Genomic DNA, 17801 nt, shown 5'->3' on the forward strand with positions numbered 1-17801 from the left:
GACATGCGCGCACTGGTCACGGGAGCGAACGGCCTGATCGGCGCCAATCTGTGCCGCGAACTGCTGCTGCGCGAATGCGAGGTGCGTGCCATGACCCGCGCCGGCAGCGACCGGCGCGCCCTGCATGGCCTTGCGCTGGAGCATGTCGAAGGCGATATTTTCGATACCCCCGCCAGCCTGGCCGCCCTGTGCGCCGGCTGCGATGTCGTCTTTCACGCGGCGGCGCGCTTCGCCTACAGCGGCATCAGCGCGGCCGAACTCGACCGCACTGCCCTGAGTGGTACCAGCAACATGATCGAGGCGGCGGCGCTGGCCGGGGTGGGGCGGGTGGTCATCACCTCGTCGTCGGTCGTGTTCGGCTCGTCGACCATGCCGCTGGCGCGCGACGAGCACGGCGGCCCCATTGATGGCTTTGTCGAGCCGCCCTACATCCAGTCGAAAATCAAACAGGACCGTCTGGCCCTCGCCCTCGGGCGCGAACGCGGCGTGGACATTCTGCTGGCTTGCCCCACCATGTCGGTCGGCCCGCATTCGACCACGCTGGGGCCGTCGAACGGGGTCATCGTGGCCTACCTCAACGATCCGCTGCGCCTGACCTATCCGGGCGGCTGCAATATCGTGTCGGTGCGCGATGTGGCGCATGGCCACTGGCTGATCGCCACGCGCGGCACGCCGGGCGACAGCTACATCCTCGGGTCCGACAACCTCGAATGGAACGCGATCCATGCCGCCATTGCCGACCTGTGCGGCGTCGAGCGCCCGCGCCTGGAAGTCAATCACACGGCGGCCTATCTGGCGGCCTCGTACGAGGAAGTGCGCGCCCGCCTGCAAGGGCGCGCCCCGCTGAGCAGCCGCGAACAGGCGCGCATGATCGGCCGCTATTACTGGTACGAACACAGCAAGATCGCGCAGCTCGGCTACGCGCCCATGCCGGCCCGCGTCGCGCTGGCCGAGGCCTGCGCCTGGCTGGCGGCGAGCCCGCACATCAGCCGGGAAGTACGCACCTCGATGACCCTGGCCGGCGACGTGCACCGGGCGCGCGCCGGCATGCTATCCAAGGAGCCACAATGACACCGTTTCATAGCTTTACCATGGTCAAGCACCCGGTCGACCAGATCTGGCTGGTGATGCGCGACCACTTGGCCGAGCTGGCGGTCCAGCTGGACGATCTCGATTCCATCGTGCAGCTCGAACGCAGCACCGGCAGCGATGGCCGCCTGCTGCTGGTGAACCGCTGGCAGGCCAGGCAAACCATTCCGGCGATGCTGCGCGGGGCGCTCGGCGGGGAAGTCATTTCCTGGGTCGACCGCGCGCAGTGGGACGACACTGCCCACGTGTGCGAATGGGCCATCACGCCATCGGTGCTGTCCGACCACATCGACTGCCGCGGCAGCACGCGCTACGAGCCGGCCATGGCCGGACGCGGCACCCGGGTCAGCTTCGACGGCAGCTTCACGCTCAAGCCGGGATTCTTGAACCGCTTGCCGGCCGCGTTCGAGCCGGCGATCCTGAGCCTGGTCGAGAACATCGTCTCGACCTTGATTCCCCGCAATTTGTCCAAGGCCATCAATGCCGCCGGCCAGTTCAGCGCCGCCCAGGCGCCGGGCCAGGCGCTGGCGCCGCCGGCCTCACCCTAGCAGCCAGGCGTGGTGAAAGCCCAGGCGCGGATCGGCCAGCGGCGACAGCCACGAAAAATAGGTTTGCAGCGGGGGCATCTCAACGCGCAGCCGCAGGGTTCCGGTAGGGTAGTCGTAGATGGTGATGTGGTTCAGTCCGCGGTTGGCCGTGAACAGCAGCGACTGGCCGGCCGACAACTGGCAGCCATAAATGGAATCGAGCAAGGACTTGCGGGACACTTGCAGCGCGCCGAGGAAGTGCTGGCTGTTCGAAAAGAAATTGCCCCGCGTGAAAACGTCGGCGACTTGCGATACCACCTCGCGCGGCCGGTTCAGCTGCGCCGCGGCATCAGGGCGTTCGTCCACCAGCTGGCGGTAGCTGGCGAAGGTAGCCAGGTCGATGGCGATCACGTTCTGGCTGCCGCCATTGCAAAAAATCAGCTCGCTGTCGGACAGGCAGACGTCGGAATTGATGTGCGCCGGTATCTCGCGCCCGGCCGCCCAATGGCGCAGCACCTGGCCGCTGGCGGCGTCGATTTCAAAGGCGTATTCCTTGAGAAAGGCCATGGCCCACTCGTGATAATCGACATGATCCTGCGGCAGCACGCGGAAGGAAACGCCGTAAAACCGGTCTTCGGTCGGATGCACGGCCACGTGCCAGCAGGTGGCCGGCAGATCGACCACCCTCACCGCCATCGATTCCAGGTCGAGGATGGCGACGTGGCAGGCTTCGCCATCGCGGCCGTCGTGCGGGCCGTCCATCGAGCCGTAGACGATGTAGCGGCCCGATGCCGTGCGCTTCATGCCGTGCGGCAGCTTGAGCTGATGCGCGCACAGGCGTTCGCCGTGCTCCAGCGCATCGATGGAAAAGCGGTAGAAGTGGGCCCCGATCACGGTGATGAATTCCTGGTCCGACATCCACACCAGATGGGTCGAGCCCTGCAGCGAGGAAGGCGGACATGCGTAGCGCAGGGTCGACACGCGGCCGATCTCGTCGAGCGTGCTGGTGTCGTAGAACAGCAGGTGCTGGCCGGCGTTGCCCAGAAAGCCGATGGTGCCGGACGGATTGACCGACACCGCATGTCCTGCGGCAATGCCGTCGTAGTAGCGCACCTTGTACGCGTAGCCTTGCGAAACTTGATCGAACAGGAACAGGCAGACCCCGGCCATGCCTTCCAGGCCGTTGGCGCCATTGCCGTCCAGGGCGATGTGGAAGCGCTGGCTGTAGACCCGTTCGGCCGGGGCGGATAAGGTGTTGGCGGGGGCGTCTTGCAGTTCCATTTCTTTGTGAGGATGCATCAAAATGTCTCTTCCTTTTCGTCGATCCAAGCAATCGCAAACTTCGGAAACAATCGTGCTGGCGCCCGCCAGCCGCTGGCGCCACGCCCTGCTGAGGGCAGGGCGGCTGGAGTTAATTATTGTACAACGCATCGTGCCGCTAGCGCGTTACCGCTCTGTCCGCTTTACAACGAACTCCATCAATCTGCTAGGTAACGGGTGGGTGTACCTGCCGCTGGCCGCCGCCATTTTCTTCGCGCAGATCCGGCATCCGGTGGCCGTGTTGCAGGCGGCGCTGCTGTCGACCCTGATCGGGCATCTGTTTTACCGTGCGCTCAAGCAGCGCGTGGCACGCATGCGTCCGTTCGACCGCGATCCGGCGCTGCAATCGCTCAGCAAGGTGCTGGACAAGTATTCCTTCCCGAGCGGGCACTGCATGACCCTGACCACCGCGCTGGTGCCGATCGCCCATGCCGCGCCCGCCACGGTGCCGCTCGCCGTGGGCGCGCTGGCGCTGCTGGCGCTGTGCCGCCTGATCGCGGCGCATCACTATCCCAGCGATGTGCTGGCCGGCATCGGTTTGGGCGCGGCGATTGCGCTTCCCGTGTCCGCGTGGCTGATGCCTGCCTGAAGCGCGCGGGCGCGCTTCAGAGAGGCGCCACCTCGGCCAGCAAGTGCTGCAAGGTCGCGAATTCGACCGGCTTGGCCAGGTGATGGTCGAATCCGGCCGCCAGGGCGGCGTCGATATCGGATGGCTGGCCCCAGCCGGTCAGGGCGATCAGGATAGGTTGCCTGGCCAGCGGCATGGCCCGGATACGGCGCGCCAGCTCGTAGCCGTTGATGTCGGGCAGGCCGATATCCATCACGCATGCCTGTGCCTCGTGCTCCCGCAGGTAACCGGCCGCTTCCTCGCCGCAGTAGGCGAGGGCGGTCGGATAGCCGTGGAGGTCGAGCATGGCCTTGAGCATTTGCGCGGCGTCGCGATTGTCGTCCACCACCAGCACCTGGAGCGGGGCGCCGGCGGGCGGCGCCGCTGGCGCGGCCGGCATGGCCGGCGCCTGTTCCACCAGCGGCAGGCGGACCGTGAAGGTGCTGCCTTGGCCCGGCCCCGCACTGTCGGCGCCGATGGTGCCGCCATGCAGTTCGACCAGGCCCTTGACCAGCGCCAGGCCGATGCCCAGGCCGCCATGCGCACGCTGCAGTGCCGGTTCCAGTTGCGAGAACATCTCGAACACGCTTTCCAGCGCCTCGCGCGGAATGCCGATGCCGCTGTCGCTGACCGCAATGACGGCGGCGCCGGCATCGTCGCGCAGGTCCAGCGTAATGCGCCCGCCCGCCGGCGTGTATTTGCAGGCGTTGGTCAACAGGTTCACCAGCATCTGCGTCAGCCTGGTCGGGTCGCCTTGCGCCATCAATGGCTGCGCGGGCAGGGTGACGCTCAGTGCGTGGCCGGCGGCCGCGATCTGGGCCTGCATGTCGCCCACGGCGCCCTGGACGATATTGCCAAGGCTGACCGGCTCGGTGCGCAAGACCAGCTTGCCCTGGCTGATGCGCGCCACTTCCATCAGGTCGTCGACCAGATGGGACATCTGGCGCAGCTGGCGGTCGAACATGTCCACCATGCGGCGCTGCGGCGCATGGTCGGGCAACTGCATCTTGAGCAGGTCGACGCCGCTGCGCATCGGGGCCAGCGGATTTCTCAGTTCATGCGCCAGGGTCGCCAGGAATTCATCCTTGCGGCGATCGGCCAGCGACAATTGTTCGTTAGCCCGGCGCAGCCTGGCTTCGGCGCCCTTTTGCGCCGCCAGCGCGGCTTCGGCCGCGCTGCGCGCGCGCAGCAGTTCGCGCTCGTACGCGCGGCGGTCGTTGGCGATGAAGATCGCCACCTGATCCATCAAGCCCTCGCCCACGCGGCGCCTGGCGATATTGAGCAGGGCGGGAACCCGGGTGCGGTCCTTGCGCACCAGGTCGACCTGCACTTCGCTTACCGATCCCTGCAATTGCAGCAGGGGAGCGCAGTGGGTCTGGTGAAACAGGCGGCCGCCGACACTGAGCAAGTCCTGCAGGCGCATGCCGGCCGTCATTTCGGCTTCGGTGAAGCCGAGCCAGGCCGCCAGGGTCTGGTTCGCGCGCAGGATGTTGCCGGCCACATCGGTCAGCATCAGGCCGCAGGCCGCTTGGGAAAACAGGTCCTCCGGCGAGGGGAGGGAGGGTTCAAGCATCTGTGTCAGGCCAGCGCCTTGGCCAGGAACGCCGTGATCGCATCCGTACTGGCGCTGGGCGCGCTCATGTGGGGGCAATGCCCGATATTGTCGATCAGCGCCAGCACGCTCGTTGGCAGGGTGCGGTGCATGTAGTTGCCCACGGCCACGGGCGCGATCATGTCGTCGGTACACTGGAGAATGAGTGCCGGCGTGGACGACTTCGGCACATCGGCGCGGTGGTCGGACAGGAAGGTCACGCGCGCGAAATGGGCGGCGATGTCCGGATCGGTGCGGCAAAAGCTGTTGGTCAGTTCCTCGCTCAGCTCGGGCTGGGCGGGCGCGCCCATGATGGCCGGGGCCATATTGCTTGACCAGCCGAGGTAGTTGTCTTGCAGGGTCTGGAGCAGTTCGTCGATATCCGCGCGCGAAAAGCCGCCGATATAGTCGCCATCGTCGATGTAGGAGGGCGATGGACTGACCATGACCTGGGCGGCGAACAGTTCGGGCGCCTTGATGGTCGCCAGCAGGCCGACCATGGCCGCGACCGAATGACCGACGAACACCACCGGGCCGGAACCGAATTCGGTGACGATCTCGACCAGGTCGTCGGCGTAGCCGTGCAGGGTGTCGTACTTGATCCGGTCGTACGCGGCCAAGTCGGACGCGCCGCTGCCGACGGAATCGAATGACACAATCCGGTATTGTTCTTCGAACGAAGGCACGAGGAAGCGCCACATCGACTGGTCGCAACCGAAGCCGTGGGCGAAGACGATGGTCGTCGGGCCGCGCCCGCATACCTTGACGTTATTGCGGCTTTGTATGCTCATGCCAGTTGTTCCATGGATTAACGGTGGTAGCGGTGGGGTCGGACACCGCGGGCGATTATTATAGCAAGCTACCTCGCACACAAAAGGAGATTGCATGAACAAGGTGATTCGACTGGCGGGCGCCATGCTGGTGGCTATGGCGTCGGCAACGGCGCACGCGGCCAACCTGCCGCTTGATCTTGAGTGCAGCGACAGCGGCAACCCCGCAAAAGAGGCGGCGCGCATCAAGACGGCGGCGCCTGGTGTGGTCACGCGCGAATCGAAGCACGTGTTGAAGGTGCTGGCCGGCGGAAAGACCTTGAGCTTTACCGACGAGCCGCCGTACGATGACCCCTACGGCAACATGCGTTACGAGTTCTGCGCCCGCAAGGAGGGCTTTATCCTGGTCCGCGCAGAGGACATCTACCTGTCTACCGGCAAGCTGATTAACGAGGCGACGGGAGCGGTCACGGATGGCGGCGAGAGGGTCACGCTTTCGCCCGACAGGCGCGCCTATTTCACCAGTTCGCAGCCGGACGGACTCGATGGGTCGGTGTGGGCCATTCATGCGCTCGACGGGCGCAAGTCCTGGGAGGGATACAGCTTCATTCCCCATCCAGTCAAAGCCGGCCATATGGCGGCCACCTTGTCGGATGAGCGGTGGGAAGCGAATGGCGAATTGAGCGCGCAAGCCACCTGCTTTTACGGCAAGAGCGCACCATGGAGAGTCAAGCTGGTCAAGTCCGATGGCGCCTGGGATTGGCGGCCCAGGCGTACTTGCCCGGATGCCTGAGCGGCCGCTTGACGCGGCCGCCTTCCCGTGCCGGCCGCGTCAATCGGCTGGACACCAGCAGCGCACCTGCGGTGCGCCGCAACCTGCTAGCGGAACGCGTAATTCACGCTCGCGTAAAAGCGCCGTCCGCGCGGATCGGTGTAGGTCGGGTCGTAGCCGGAAATGAAGAAGTTGGCCTGGTTCGAGTACGGCGGCGCCTTGTCGAACATGTTTTGCACGCCGGCGCGCAGTTTCAGGTTCTTGCCCCATTCATAGCCCAGCGACATGTCCCACAGCGAGTATGCTTTGACCCGGTTGGGAGCGACCACGCTGCCGTCGTCGGTGTTGATGGCCGAGTTCTGGTCGTCGTAGGATGCCGAGAAGGTGTTCGACAAGGTGGCCGACAGCGGCCCCTGTTCCCAGTCCATGCTGACCGTGTGGCGCCAGCGCTGCACCACGGTGTCGGTGACGAACTTGCCCAGGTTGCTGATGTACGGGTCGCCCGAGCTGGTCTGGATCTTCGAATCAAGCACGTAGGTGCCGTTCAGGCGCGCGCCGAAGCGGCCCACGCCGGTGTTGACGCTGCGCATGTTGACCACCAGGTCCAGGCCGCTGGCGAGCTGGGCCCCGCGGTTTTCCTTGTGCAGCTCGATGTAATCGATCTCGCCGTCGTCGTTGCGGTGCACCAGCTTGCCGTACTTGCCCAGGTTGCCCAGGATGATGTCGTCGCCGATTTCGCTGATCAGATCGGTGCGCTTGATCTTCCAGTAGTCCAGGCTGGCGTTCCAGTGCTTGCTCGGCTCGATCACCAGGCCGGCCGAGAACTGGCGGCTGCGTTCCGGTTTCAAGTTCGCATTGCTGTAGCGGCGCGTATCCCAGTTGAAGGCGCAGTCGGCGAAATTGTTGTCGACGGTGGCGCATAAAACGGGGTCGGGCAAGGTGGCGGTCTGGCTGTAGACGGTGGGGCGGTACAGGTCGGACATCGACGGCGCGCGGAAGCCCTTGCCGGCCGAGGCGCGCACCGTGAGCGCCTTGTCCGGGGTCCAGGCCATGCCGATTTTCGGGCTCAGGGCGCCGCCGACCTGCTGGTAGTGGTCGTAGCGGGCCGAGAGCTGGCCCTGCCACTGTCTGGTGAACGGCGCCAGCAGTTCGCCGAACACGGCATAGACCTTGCGCTGGTCGCTGGTGGCCTTGCCGCCTTCGGGGGCGTCATCATTGTTAATGTTGTCGCTCATTAGCAATGCCGATGGATTGAAATCGGTGCGCTCGCGGCGCGCTTCGGCGCCCACCGCCACGCCCAGGTCGCCACCGGCCATGGTCATGAGCGAACGCGACGCCTTGACGTCGAGCGAGTCGACGGTGCCGCGCGCGCGCCGCACCACATCGTTGACCTGGATGCTACCCAGCAGCGCCACGCCCTCGGCGCCGGACGGGCCGAAGGGATTGATCTTGCCGTCGGCGATGCCGGCCAGCAGCTGATCGCGCAGTAAATAACCGTGGGTATCCTTGTCCTTGACCGTGTTGACGCTGTGATTGTAAGCGGCGTCGTAATCCCAGCCGGCCGCGATGCCGGTCACGCCGAGCACGTAGCGCTGGCTTTCGCTGGTCAGTTCGCTGGTGCGCATGCCGGCTTCGCTCAGGCGCAGGCGCAGTGCGATCTGGCCGGGATTATCGTCGTCGAGCTGGTCCAGGCCGGTATTGGCCAGGGCTGGAATCTTGCGGTAATCGATGGCGCCGGTCACGCGCGCCGACGAGCCGACGTAGTTGGTGCGCGAGCGGCTCAGCGCCACTTCGGCGTACGCCTGGGCGTCGGCGCCGAGCTTGATCACGCCGCGGCTGAGCAGGTTTTGCTTGGTCGACTCGGGATACAGCTCGGTGTCGCCCATGTAGTTGTAGGTGCAGGCATCGACCCCGCCGCTGCCGGCGGGCAGGTACAGATTGGCCGGTGGCGCGCAGGTCGGAATCGACAGGTTGATCTGGCGGTTGGTGATCGGCCGGCCGTTGAGCAGGAAGCCCGTTTCCTGCAGGTGGTCGCGCTGGGCCGACGTGAGGCGGATATTCGCCGGGCCGGTATAGTTCGACAGCAGGTGGCCGAGCCGCTGCGGGATCCGCAGCTCGTCCACAAACTTGCGCTGCGAGGTGTTGAGGCGATCCGTGCCCTGCACGTCGAGCACGGCGAAGACGTTGTAGCCGTCCTTTTCCAGCTCTCCCGTACCCAGGCTGAGGGTGGCGGCGCGCTTGCCGGCGCCGCCTTCTTTCGTGCCGAGCACGTAGGCGTTCATTTCCACGCCGTGGAAATCCTTGCGCGTGATGAAGTTGATCACGCCGCCGATCGCATCGGTGCCGTACAGGGCCGAGGCGCCGTCGAGCAGCACTTCGACCCTGGCGATGGCGGCGGCCGGAATGTTGTTCAGGTCGACGCCGCTATCGTCGCCGGGCGAGGCAAAGTTGGCCATGCGGCGGCCGTTGAGCAGCACCAGGGTGGACGAGGTGCCGATGCCGCGCAGGTTGGCGCTGTTAAATCCGCGCTGGTCGCCGCCGACGTTGATGCTGGCGCCATCGGTCAGGCCGCCCACATTGGACGAGATGCGCGCCATCAGTTCGGCGGCGGTGGTCACGCCGGCTTTTTCGATTTCGTCGCGCGTGACGACCTGCACCGGCAGCGGGGTGTCGGTGACGATGCGCTTGATGGCCGACCCGGTGATCTCCACCTTCGGCATCGGCGCATCGGGCGCCTGGGCCGACGCGGCGCCGTGGGCCAGCAGGCCGGCGGCGCCCGCGTGAAGCGCCAGCCGGACGGCGCGCGTCAGGCGCGAAACGGGGAGGGGATGACAATACTGGCGATAGGGCTTGCGCATGCTGGAGGCTCCGTGGGGATGAGGGGATTGCGGTGCAGGCGGGTGGACCGGCGCCGGCCGGCCGCGACAAGGGCGGCCCGGGCGCCCGGCGTGCGGCGCGCCCGGGCAGGTCCGGCTGGCAGGTCGTCCGGGTAAATAATCGATGCTGTTTTCCCTGTCTGACGCGTAGCTGAGTATTTAACAAGTTTTCCACTCTACGCATAACGTGACGAAAGCTCAATAGTTTCCTTTGCCAGCCGACGGCCCGATCATCCGGGCGCGCGGCCCTGCATCGCCTGCGGCGCACAGGGCGCACGGCGTAAGGCCAGCAACGCCGGAGCATGTGGTTCGCATAAACGGGTGCGCCCGGATGGCGGACATGGGCGCCTTGGTTCATCGATACTGTTGCGTTTTCGCCCGCCACGCACTGGTGGCGGGTGAGGGCGGAGTTGCAGAAACGTGTTGATATTGTCAAATTCGCAATGTCAATCGAGCATCATCCTCACCCGGCGCGGCGCTGGGGCGAGCGAGCTCATCGCCCGCACGCGAGGCCGCGCATCGATACGCTCAACGCCGCCATCCAGGCTGGGGGCAGGAAGATGGGTTCCGCGCTGCCCTTGCTGTCGGCACATTGAACTGCTGCCTGAAAAGCATGCACCGGCATATTTGTGTTTGAAAGCAAGCACTTAGCAGCCATGGCGCAAGCTTGTTAACAAACTTATCCACAGTTTCTGTTCGCAAGTTGTACTCGAAACATCGTCCATGCACATTGCCTGAAAAGCGCGCACCGGCATTTTTTCGTTCATAAACAAGGGCTTAGGGCGGGGAGGGCAGGTTTGTTAACAAACTTATCCACAGATTCTGTTTGCAACTTCCAACAACGCGGCGACTATCCACACTGCCCGAAGAGCGCGCAATGCCACTTTCCTGTTTAAAAGCAATGGCTTGGCGCACTCGCGCCATGTTTGTTAACACACTTATCCACAGAAATTGTTTACAAGTGTGACCGGGCGACAATTGCAGCGGGGAGCAAAAGGGCTTTACAAATTCGCCCGTTTCGCTAGACTTGCCAGTCTATGTTAGCGCTAACTTTCACTTGGGCGGCAGAATGAGCGATGCAGACGGCAAGCTGGGCAACACGGTCCGCTGGGTGGTGATGGGCGTGAGCGGCTGCGGCAAGAGCACGGTCGGGCAAGCCTTGGCGCATGAGCTCGGTGTCCTTTTTGTCGAGGGCGACCAGTTTCATCCTGCCGCGAATGTCGCCAAGATGTCCGCCGGCATCGCGCTCGACGATCACGACCGGGCCGGCTGGCTGGAAACCCTGCAATGGCGGATCGGCGAGGCCCGCGCGCACGGTGCCGGCCTGGTCGTGTCCTGCTCGGCGCTCAAGCGGCGTTACCGCGACCTGTTGCGCCAGGGCGACCCGGCGCTGCGCTTCGTCCATCTGGACGGTCCGCGCGAACTGATCGCCGGGCGCATGCGCGCGCGGGCCGGTCACTACATGCCGCCGGCGCTGCTCGAGAGCCAGTTGCGCGACCTCGAAGCGCTGCAGGCCGACGAAGCCGGCGTGGTGCTCGATGTCGGCATCGCGCCCGCCGAGCAGGTCGCGCGTATTCTCGGCCACGGCGCCGTCGCCGGCGCATGACTTTCAGCGGCATATAGCCGAACTGCGCGACATAGCAACAGCCCCCGTTACCATCGACTCCGGCCGCCACGGTCCCGGGTCCGCATATGCTCACTGCGCCGCCGGGATCATGTTCCGGGGGCGGCGCCCAAGGCCGGGGACTTGCCCGCGGCTTGCCCGGTCATGTATGATTTTTCGAACTTGACGGGGATACGATGAAAAAACTGAGCTTGCTACCAATGATGTTTGCCCTTGCCGCCTGCGGAAAACCCGCCGTGGCGGAGAACCCGCTCGACGCCGCCGCCCGCCGCACCTGCATGGACACCATCGCGGCGCGCGCCACCAACAGCAAATCGATCTCGTATGACACCGACGCGCCGAGCCCGGTCACGCACGGCGCCAACGGGCAACTGGAGGTGTCGCTCAAATTCTCCGCCAAGAACGAAATGAATATCGCCTCGACCATGCAGGCCCGTTGCGTGGTGAGCTCCGACGGCAAGACGCTGGCCGGCATCACGGTCAAGGACAGCCGATAGGCGTCTGCACGACTGCGACTGGATATCCGTTTTCCTGTTGCGGGACCGATGCCACCACGATGGCCCGCCTGTTGGCGCTAATAGCTTAGCGCAAGGTACTCGGCGTCACGCCAAACTCGCGTTTGATCAATTTACGCAAGGCCGTACTGTCCTGATAACCGACGTGCGCCGCCACCGTTTCGATCGGGAGCGCGGTCGTCTCCAGCAGATGCGCCGCATGCGACAAACGCCGCCGTTGAATGAATTTGATCGGCGAGATACCGGTCGCCGCCTTGATGCGCCGCGCCAGGGTCTTGGGCGAGAGCGCCAATTCCGACGACAGCGCGGTCACGCTCATCGGCTGCGCCAGATGCGCATCGATCCAGCGTTCGGCCGCAATCACCGTCCGGTCTTCATGCTCCAGATGGTCGCGCATCATGTAGCGCGCCTGCGACGAGCGCTGATCGATCAGCAAATAACGCGAACACAGATGCGCCACCGATTGCCCCGCCACGTCGGACACGATCGCCAGCATCAAATCGAGCTGCGACAAGGCCGCGCCCGCGGTCAGGAACGGCCCGTCGCGCACCAGGATGCGCGTTTCGTCGAGGTGCACCCCCGGATACCGCGCCCGAAATGCCGGAGCCAGCCACCATGCGGTGGTCGCCTTGCGCCCATTGAGCAAACCGGCTTGCGCCAGCAGGAAGGCCGCGCTGCATGACGCCGCGATCTTCGCCTTGCCCGCTGCCGCCGCGGCCAGCCAGCGCATCGCCTGCACGGTATCGCTGCGCGCAAAACATGCGCCCAGTTCCTGATCTGAACGGTAACCAAGTCCGGGAGCAATGATCCAGTCCGATGCCGCCTGCTTGGCCGTCGTGAACCGGAGGTCGGCCTGCATCCGCAGTCCGGCGCCGGTCGTGATGCGCGCCTTGGCGGCGATGGTCCTGACCTGCAGTTGCGGCGCACCGCCGCGCGCCGCCAGGATGGCCTGGGCCGCATGCAAGGTATCGAGCGTAATCGACAGACTGCTGTCGAATACCCCATCCATGACCAGAATCGTGATTGTTTTCATTTGTCCATTTTGACATAAAAAATGTCAAATATCGTTCTTCACCCGCGAGCTGCAAGGCGCCACACTGCCACTTCCCTCAATCGATATTCACTACCGCGGAAAACCATGCAGATTCAACACCTGAAGCTATACCATTACCCCGCCAGCCGCAGCGCACGTACCAAATGGATGTTGCATGAGGTCGTCGGCGATGCCTTCGAGGTCGAGAAAGTCGATCTTTACGGCGCCGTTCAATATTGCGCCGAGTTCCTGCGAATCAATCCCAACCATGGTGTGCCTGTGCTTGAGATTACGTGGGACAACGGCGTGGTGCAGCAGATGATCGAAAGCGCTGCCATGGTGGCGTTTCTTGCGGATGCATTCCCCGCTGCGGAGTTGGCGCCGGCCAGCGCCGCGTCGCCCGAGCGGGCCGACTACCTGCAAATGCTTCACTTCGGCTCAACCTGGATGGACATGATGCTGTGGCAAATCCGGGCCCATGAGCATGTCTTGCCGGAGCCGGAGCGCGACCCGCGAACGGCGGCCCGATACCGCAAGAAATTCCGCGAGGAAGTCGAACCCCAGCTTGCGGCGCGCCTGGAGCGGGCGCCGTTCGTCTGCGGACAGGCATTTACCGCCGCTGATTGCATCGTGGGACATGCTGTTTTCTGGGCGCGCGGCTATGGCTTGTGCCGCGACGAGATCTTCAAGCGCTACATGTCACTGCTGTCGAAACGGCCGGCGTTCGGCGCCGCGTTCGCGGACGTGCGCGAGTTTGTGGCCGACGCCACCGGACAGCCGCTCTCGGCGCGCTTTACCGGATAGGCACCGCAAGAAAATCATGATCCGGCAAGGATGAACACGGGCGCTAGCTAGGGCCGCGCCGGGCATGCCTGTTTTCCCAGCAGCTCCCCGAGCGCGAGCGCGCCGGAGAAATCGTCGCCCGACAATTCCTCGCCAAAACGGTCGCGCAACTGTTCCTGCGTCACGGGCTTCTTGCGTGGTATGGCGGCGGCAATGCTGTAGGCCATCGAGGTGCGCACATCGCGCGCCGTGATCTGGCCGGCGTCATACACGGTCGACAGCAAGGCCAGGGCAAAATGGTCGCACTGGTCGCCGGCCTGTTTCAGGTAGGCCAGCGCCTCGTCTTTCCATTGCTTGACGATGGGGTCGTCGGTATTTTGCGTCAGGTCCACCTTGCGTCCGTACGGGCCTTCCATGTACACATCGATCTGCGCCGCCTTGTTGCCGGAGCGCGCCGCCAGGTTCAGAAAGCCCAGCCGTTCCTGCACTTGGGCCGGCGACATGCCGGCGCACAATGCGGCCAGTTCCTTGCGCTCGCGCTGGAAGGCTGCCAGCTCGGCCGGATCGTGGTAATCGGCCTCCGGGTCGTCGTTGGCCGCGCATACCGATTCGGCCTGATACACATCGTAGGCGGCCTTGGTGTCGCCGCTGCGCGCGGCTGCGATGCGCTTGCCGATGTACTGGACGATGCTCAAGCCGCCAAGGTCGATGATGCGGCCATTGCGGCCATAGACGGTGGTCTTTCGATCGGCCAGCATGCCCGGGCCCGGATTCGCCGTGCCAGGCGCGGGCACGGATGAAAACCAGCGCGGCCCGGCCACGGTGGCGGCGGCCGGGCGGGCGGGGGCGGGCGGGGTGGCGTCGCCGCCCGCCGCGATGGCGCCCGCGAGCCAGATGCCAAGGCCGGCGGCGCCAAGGCCGAGACAGATCAACAGGGGCAGACGTGCGTTCATCAGCTCACTCGACGATGGCGGCGCCGCACGCCAGCTTGCGCGCGGCGCCAGCGGGGTGGCGGTTCAATCCCAGAGGTAGCAATAGTCCTGGCTGCGCATCTTGCTGGCGCCGACCGAACCGGACGCCGCAATCACCTTGACCCAGCCGTTCGGGGCCGAGGTGTTGGGTACGTCGCCGCAATTGCTGTGCACCCAGTGGATGCCGGTGCCGCTGGTGTATTTTTTGCCGCACAGGCCGAGCCGGTCATTGACCTTGATGGCGGCCAGCGACGACGGCATGGTGGACGCGTTTTTCACGTAGTCGATGGCGTAGACATTATCCATGGCCACATCGTAGGTCTTGCCATCCTGGTCGGAACGCAGGTTCAGGCGCGTGTGCGACAGTTTCACACCTTCCCTGCTTGACCCTTCCGCGAACTTGGGCGCGCTGATCACGGTGCCGGTGATATAGGCCCCCTTGTTGGCCGCGCAGCTGGACTGCTCGGAAGCGAATGCGCACAACGACTGGGACAACAAAAGCAGAGCAAAGATTGATTTGGTCAATTTACTTCTCCTGTTTCATACCTCAAGGGAAGATGCCGGGTGAGCCGGCATCCGTTTGTGCACTGGTCGATCAGAGAGCGGTGAGGGCAGGAAATTTACTTCTGATTTCAAGCTCAGAGCAACAAATAGTATGCATGACAATAGTTTCAATTTTGTGACAAATGTTGGCGATGAGGCCAAATTTGCAACATCCGGCCGCAGGGGATCCTGACGTGTTATCGTCATCGGTTGACTTTTTGTTGAGCGCGGCGGCCCCGCTGGCGCCGGCGCGACCCGGGTTAATCCGCCTTGGTGATACAGTCGTTAGCCGTGTCGGAGTCCAGTTTCAGCCCTGCCAGCAGGGTCTTGCGCGCACACAGGCCGAGCGCGGGAATGGCATTTTCGGGCAGCATGCGCGGCCTGTGCTCGGGCGCGATCTGTGGATAGCAGCCGACGAACGAGGCATCGACCGCCGCCAGGAACTGCGCGCGCGATATGCCGTAACACTGCAGCTTCTTGTCGCTCAGGGCCCGGCCCTTGGTCGCGCTGCGTGCCCGCATGAAGGCGAACAGGGCGTCGGTATCGACCTTGCCTTGCGCATCACGCTCAAGATTGGCGTGGTCGTTGGCGGCGGGCGGCGCCGCGGCGTGCGCGCAGGCGCCATAGGTCAGGCTTGCTGCAACGAGGAGGCAATAGCTGAAGATAGTGCGCATGGGATGCTTTCGGTAAGGGTCAATCGTATGTGACGGGGCGCTGCGCTCGCTGTCGTCGCAGGTGCGCACGTGGCTCGATGTCGTCAGCCAGCACGCGCGCCTGCGCCAGCCTCAGGGCAGTTCCGCGCGCAGCCGTTCGATGGCGAAGTCGGCAAAATGGCGCACGCGCGGCGACAGGTGCAGCGCGTGCGGGTACACCACCTGCAGCGGCTCGCCCGGCGCGCTGTATTGCTTCAGCACGCGCACCAGGGAACCGTTCTCCAGGTCGGCGCTCACATCCCACAGCGCTTTATAGAAAATTCCGCCGCCTTCGCGGGCGATGGCCTGGGCGGCGTCGCCATCGTTGCAGAAGAAGGTGGGCGTGATGGTGGCCGTCACCGGTTTGCCGTCGCGCTCGAATACCCAGTGCCGGGTCGAATCGGCCCGGTACACGATGCAGGCGTGGCGCACCAGGTCGTCGGGCGTGAACGGCTCGCCGTGCCGCTCGATGTAGGAGGGCGAGGCGCACATGATGCGGTTACCGGTGGCGACGTGCCGCGCGATCATGCTCGAATCGTTCAGGTTGCCGAAGCGCAGGGCCACGTCGATGGCCGATTCGACCAGGTCGACGAAGGCGTCGTCCAGGCTCAGTTCGATACACAGGGCCGGGTGCTGGCGCTGGAAGGCGGCCACGATGCCGCTCAGGTAACGGCGCCCAAGGCCGCGCGGCGCGCCCACCCGCAGCAGGCCGGCGATGCTGGTGCGGCTGTCGGTCATGTCGGCCTCGGCATCCTGCACCTCGGCCAGGATGCGGATGCAGCGCTGGTGGAAGCGCGCGCCTTCCTGCGTGAGCGATTGCTTGCGCGTGGTGCGGTTGAGCAGGCGCACGCCGAGCCGCTCTTCCAGCCCCGCCATGCGCTTGCTGACCACCGCCAGCGACAAGTCGAGCTCGCCGGCGGCATCGGTCATGCTGCCGGTCTGCACCACCCGCGCGAAAATGCTGAGGTCGAGAATATTGTCGATCATCCGATTATCAACGCTGTGAAGATAAAGATTATATTTTAAGCCCCTGCATCAACAAAATGGAAATATATATAATCGATTGCCTCACCACTTTCAAGGATGCACCATGAACAGAACCGCCATGATCGGCTATCTCGCCGCCGCTTTCCTTACGTTCGGCACCCTGGCGCCGCACGCAATGGCCCAGTCCGCACCAGTGAGCAAGATGTCCAAGGCCCAGGCCGGCTATTACCATTTCAAGGTGGGCACGGTGAACGTGACGGCCTTGTCCGATGGCACCCTGGCACTGCGGCCCGGCGACCGGCTGACCAACGTGGCGCCCGGGCAAGTGGCATCACGCCTGGCGGAAACGTTTCAATCCACCCATGTGGATACTTCCGTGAACGCCTACCTGATCGAGAGTGGCAAGCGGCTGGTGCTGGTCGATACCGGCAGCGGCGAGCTGTTCGGCCCGACCTTGAACAAGCTGGTCGCTTCCCTGCAGGCGGCTGGCTACCAGCCGGGACAGATCACCGATATCCTGATCACGCATATCCACACCGACCACACGGGTGGGCTGATGGATGGCAAGCGCATGGTATTCCCGAATGCCACCTTGCATGTCGATGCACGCGAGCTGGACTACTGGATGAGCGCTGCCAACCGTGCCAAGGCGCCCGACAACAAGCGCAAGAACTTCGACGAGGCACTGATGAAGGTAAAACCCTATGTCGATGCCGGCAAGGTCAAGGCCTTCGACGGCGCCACCGAGCTCGCTCCGGGCCTGCGCTCGGTGCCGGGCTACGGCCATACGCCGGGACACAGTTTTTACGCACTGGAAAGCGCTGGCGAGAAACTGGTGTTCTGGGGCGACTTGGTGCATGTGGCCGAAGTGCAGTTGCCGGACCCGGCGGTCACCATCGTGTTCGATGTCGATCCGGTGGCGGCAGCGGCCCAGCGCAAACGGGCCTTCGCCGAAGCGGCCAGGGAAAAATACTGGGTGGCGGGCGACCACATCGCCTTCCCGGGTGTGGGCCGCCTGCGCGCCGATGGCGACGGCTATCGCTGGGTGCCGATGCCGTACATGAACGACCACGTTGCGCCTGCGGCCAACTAAGGGGGAGG

Annotated in this window: 17 protein-coding genes; 8 read left to right on the forward strand and 9 right to left on the reverse strand. The window is 64.6% G+C overall.

Going from position 1 to position 17801, the window contains the following annotated elements:
* Positions 1-3: 3 nt before the first annotated feature.
* On the forward strand, positions 4-1071 hold the full coding sequence (locus tag IV454_RS19065) for an NAD-dependent epimerase/dehydratase family protein (RefSeq protein WP_206087360.1): 1068 nt from the start codon (positions 4-6) through the stop codon (positions 1069-1071).
* The gene (locus IV454_RS19070) at positions 1068-1637 is read left to right on the forward strand and encodes an SRPBCC family protein (RefSeq protein ID WP_206087361.1); all 570 of its coding nucleotides are present in this window, start codon (positions 1068-1070) and stop codon (positions 1635-1637) included. The genes IV454_RS19065 and IV454_RS19070 overlap by 4 nt, the downstream gene beginning before the upstream one ends.
* On the opposite strand, the gene IV454_RS19075 is transcribed toward IV454_RS19070, so the two are convergent.
* The gene (locus tag IV454_RS19075; RefSeq protein ID WP_206087362.1) at positions 1629-2915 is read right to left on the reverse strand and encodes a hypothetical protein; all 1287 of its coding nucleotides are present in this window, start codon (positions 2913-2915) and stop codon (positions 1629-1631) included. The two genes, IV454_RS19070 and IV454_RS19075, sit on opposite strands and share 9 nt — an antisense overlap.
* Positions 2916-3117: 202 nt before the next feature.
* On the opposite strand from IV454_RS19075, the gene IV454_RS19080 reads away from it, so the two are divergent.
* Complete coding sequence (locus IV454_RS19080) at positions 3118-3525, forward strand: phosphatase PAP2 family protein (protein WP_206087363.1); 408 nt, start codon at positions 3118-3120, stop codon at positions 3523-3525.
* 16 nt (positions 3526-3541) lie between these two features.
* On the opposite strand, the gene IV454_RS19085 is transcribed toward IV454_RS19080, so the two are convergent.
* Together IV454_RS19085 and IV454_RS19090 are read right to left on the reverse strand one after the other, a co-directional pair.
* Positions 3542-5116, reverse strand: coding sequence for a hybrid sensor histidine kinase/response regulator (locus tag IV454_RS19085; RefSeq protein ID WP_206087364.1), 1575 nt, complete (start codon positions 5114-5116; stop codon positions 3542-3544).
* 5 nt (positions 5117-5121) lie between these two features.
* The gene (locus IV454_RS19090; RefSeq protein WP_206087365.1) at positions 5122-5925 is read right to left on the reverse strand and encodes an alpha/beta fold hydrolase; all 804 of its coding nucleotides are present in this window, start codon (positions 5923-5925) and stop codon (positions 5122-5124) included.
* A 94-nt stretch (positions 5926-6019) separates the two neighbouring features.
* Here IV454_RS19090 and IV454_RS19095 point away from each other — a divergent pair, with 94 nt between their 5' ends.
* Entirely contained in the window at positions 6020-6697 is a 678-nt protein-coding gene (locus IV454_RS19095) for a hypothetical protein (RefSeq protein WP_206087366.1), read from the forward strand.
* An 86-nt stretch (positions 6698-6783) separates the two neighbouring features.
* Here IV454_RS19095 and IV454_RS19100 read toward each other — a convergent pair whose 3' ends face one another.
* The gene (locus IV454_RS19100) at positions 6784-9534 is read right to left on the reverse strand and encodes a TonB-dependent receptor (protein ID WP_206087367.1); all 2751 of its coding nucleotides are present in this window, start codon (positions 9532-9534) and stop codon (positions 6784-6786) included.
* A 1087-nt stretch (positions 9535-10621) separates the two neighbouring features.
* Between IV454_RS19100 and IV454_RS19105 the strand changes: the two genes are divergently transcribed.
* On the forward strand, positions 10622-11158 hold the full coding sequence (locus tag IV454_RS19105; protein WP_229521710.1) for a gluconokinase: 537 nt from the start codon (positions 10622-10624) through the stop codon (positions 11156-11158).
* Between the two features lie 194 nt (positions 11159-11352).
* Positions 11353-11673, forward strand: coding sequence for a hypothetical protein (locus tag IV454_RS19110; protein ID WP_206087368.1), 321 nt, complete (start codon positions 11353-11355; stop codon positions 11671-11673).
* A gap of 85 nt (positions 11674-11758) precedes the next feature.
* On the opposite strand, the gene IV454_RS19115 is transcribed toward IV454_RS19110, so the two are convergent.
* Positions 11759-12724 carry a GlxA family transcriptional regulator gene (locus IV454_RS19115; RefSeq protein ID WP_206087369.1) on the reverse strand — a complete coding sequence of 322 codons (966 nt, stop codon included), beginning with the start codon at positions 12722-12724 and terminating at the stop codon, positions 11759-11761.
* Between the two features lie 105 nt (positions 12725-12829).
* On the opposite strand from IV454_RS19115, the gene IV454_RS19120 reads away from it, so the two are divergent.
* Entirely contained in the window at positions 12830-13528 is a 699-nt protein-coding gene (locus IV454_RS19120; protein ID WP_206087370.1) for a glutathione S-transferase family protein, read from the forward strand.
* A gap of 47 nt (positions 13529-13575) precedes the next feature.
* On the opposite strand, the gene IV454_RS19125 is transcribed toward IV454_RS19120, so the two are convergent.
* The 4 genes from IV454_RS19125 to IV454_RS19140 form a co-directional block, all read right to left on the reverse strand.
* Complete coding sequence (locus IV454_RS19125; RefSeq protein ID WP_206087371.1) at positions 13576-14460, reverse strand: hypothetical protein; 885 nt, start codon at positions 14458-14460, stop codon at positions 13576-13578.
* Positions 14461-14523: 63 nt separating this feature from the next.
* Positions 14524-15003: a hypothetical protein gene (locus IV454_RS19130; RefSeq protein ID WP_229521711.1), complete on the reverse strand. Its 480-nt coding sequence runs from the start codon at positions 15001-15003 to the stop codon at positions 14524-14526.
* A 278-nt stretch (positions 15004-15281) separates the two neighbouring features.
* Positions 15282-15695: a hypothetical protein gene (locus tag IV454_RS19135; RefSeq protein ID WP_206087372.1), complete on the reverse strand. Its 414-nt coding sequence runs from the start codon at positions 15693-15695 to the stop codon at positions 15282-15284.
* A gap of 111 nt (positions 15696-15806) precedes the next feature.
* On the reverse strand, positions 15807-16700 hold the full coding sequence (locus tag IV454_RS19140; RefSeq protein WP_206087373.1) for a LysR family transcriptional regulator: 894 nt from the start codon (positions 16698-16700) through the stop codon (positions 15807-15809).
* A 103-nt stretch (positions 16701-16803) separates the two neighbouring features.
* Between IV454_RS19140 and IV454_RS19145 the strand changes: the two genes are divergently transcribed.
* Entirely contained in the window at positions 16804-17793 is a 990-nt protein-coding gene (locus IV454_RS19145) for an MBL fold metallo-hydrolase (RefSeq protein WP_229521712.1), read from the forward strand.
* Positions 17794-17801 lie beyond the last annotated feature (8 nt).

Origin of the sequence: Massilia antarctica (assembly GCF_015689335.1) — a bacterium.
Lineage (GTDB): Bacteria > Pseudomonadota > Gammaproteobacteria > Burkholderiales > Burkholderiaceae_D > Telluria_A > Telluria_A antarctica.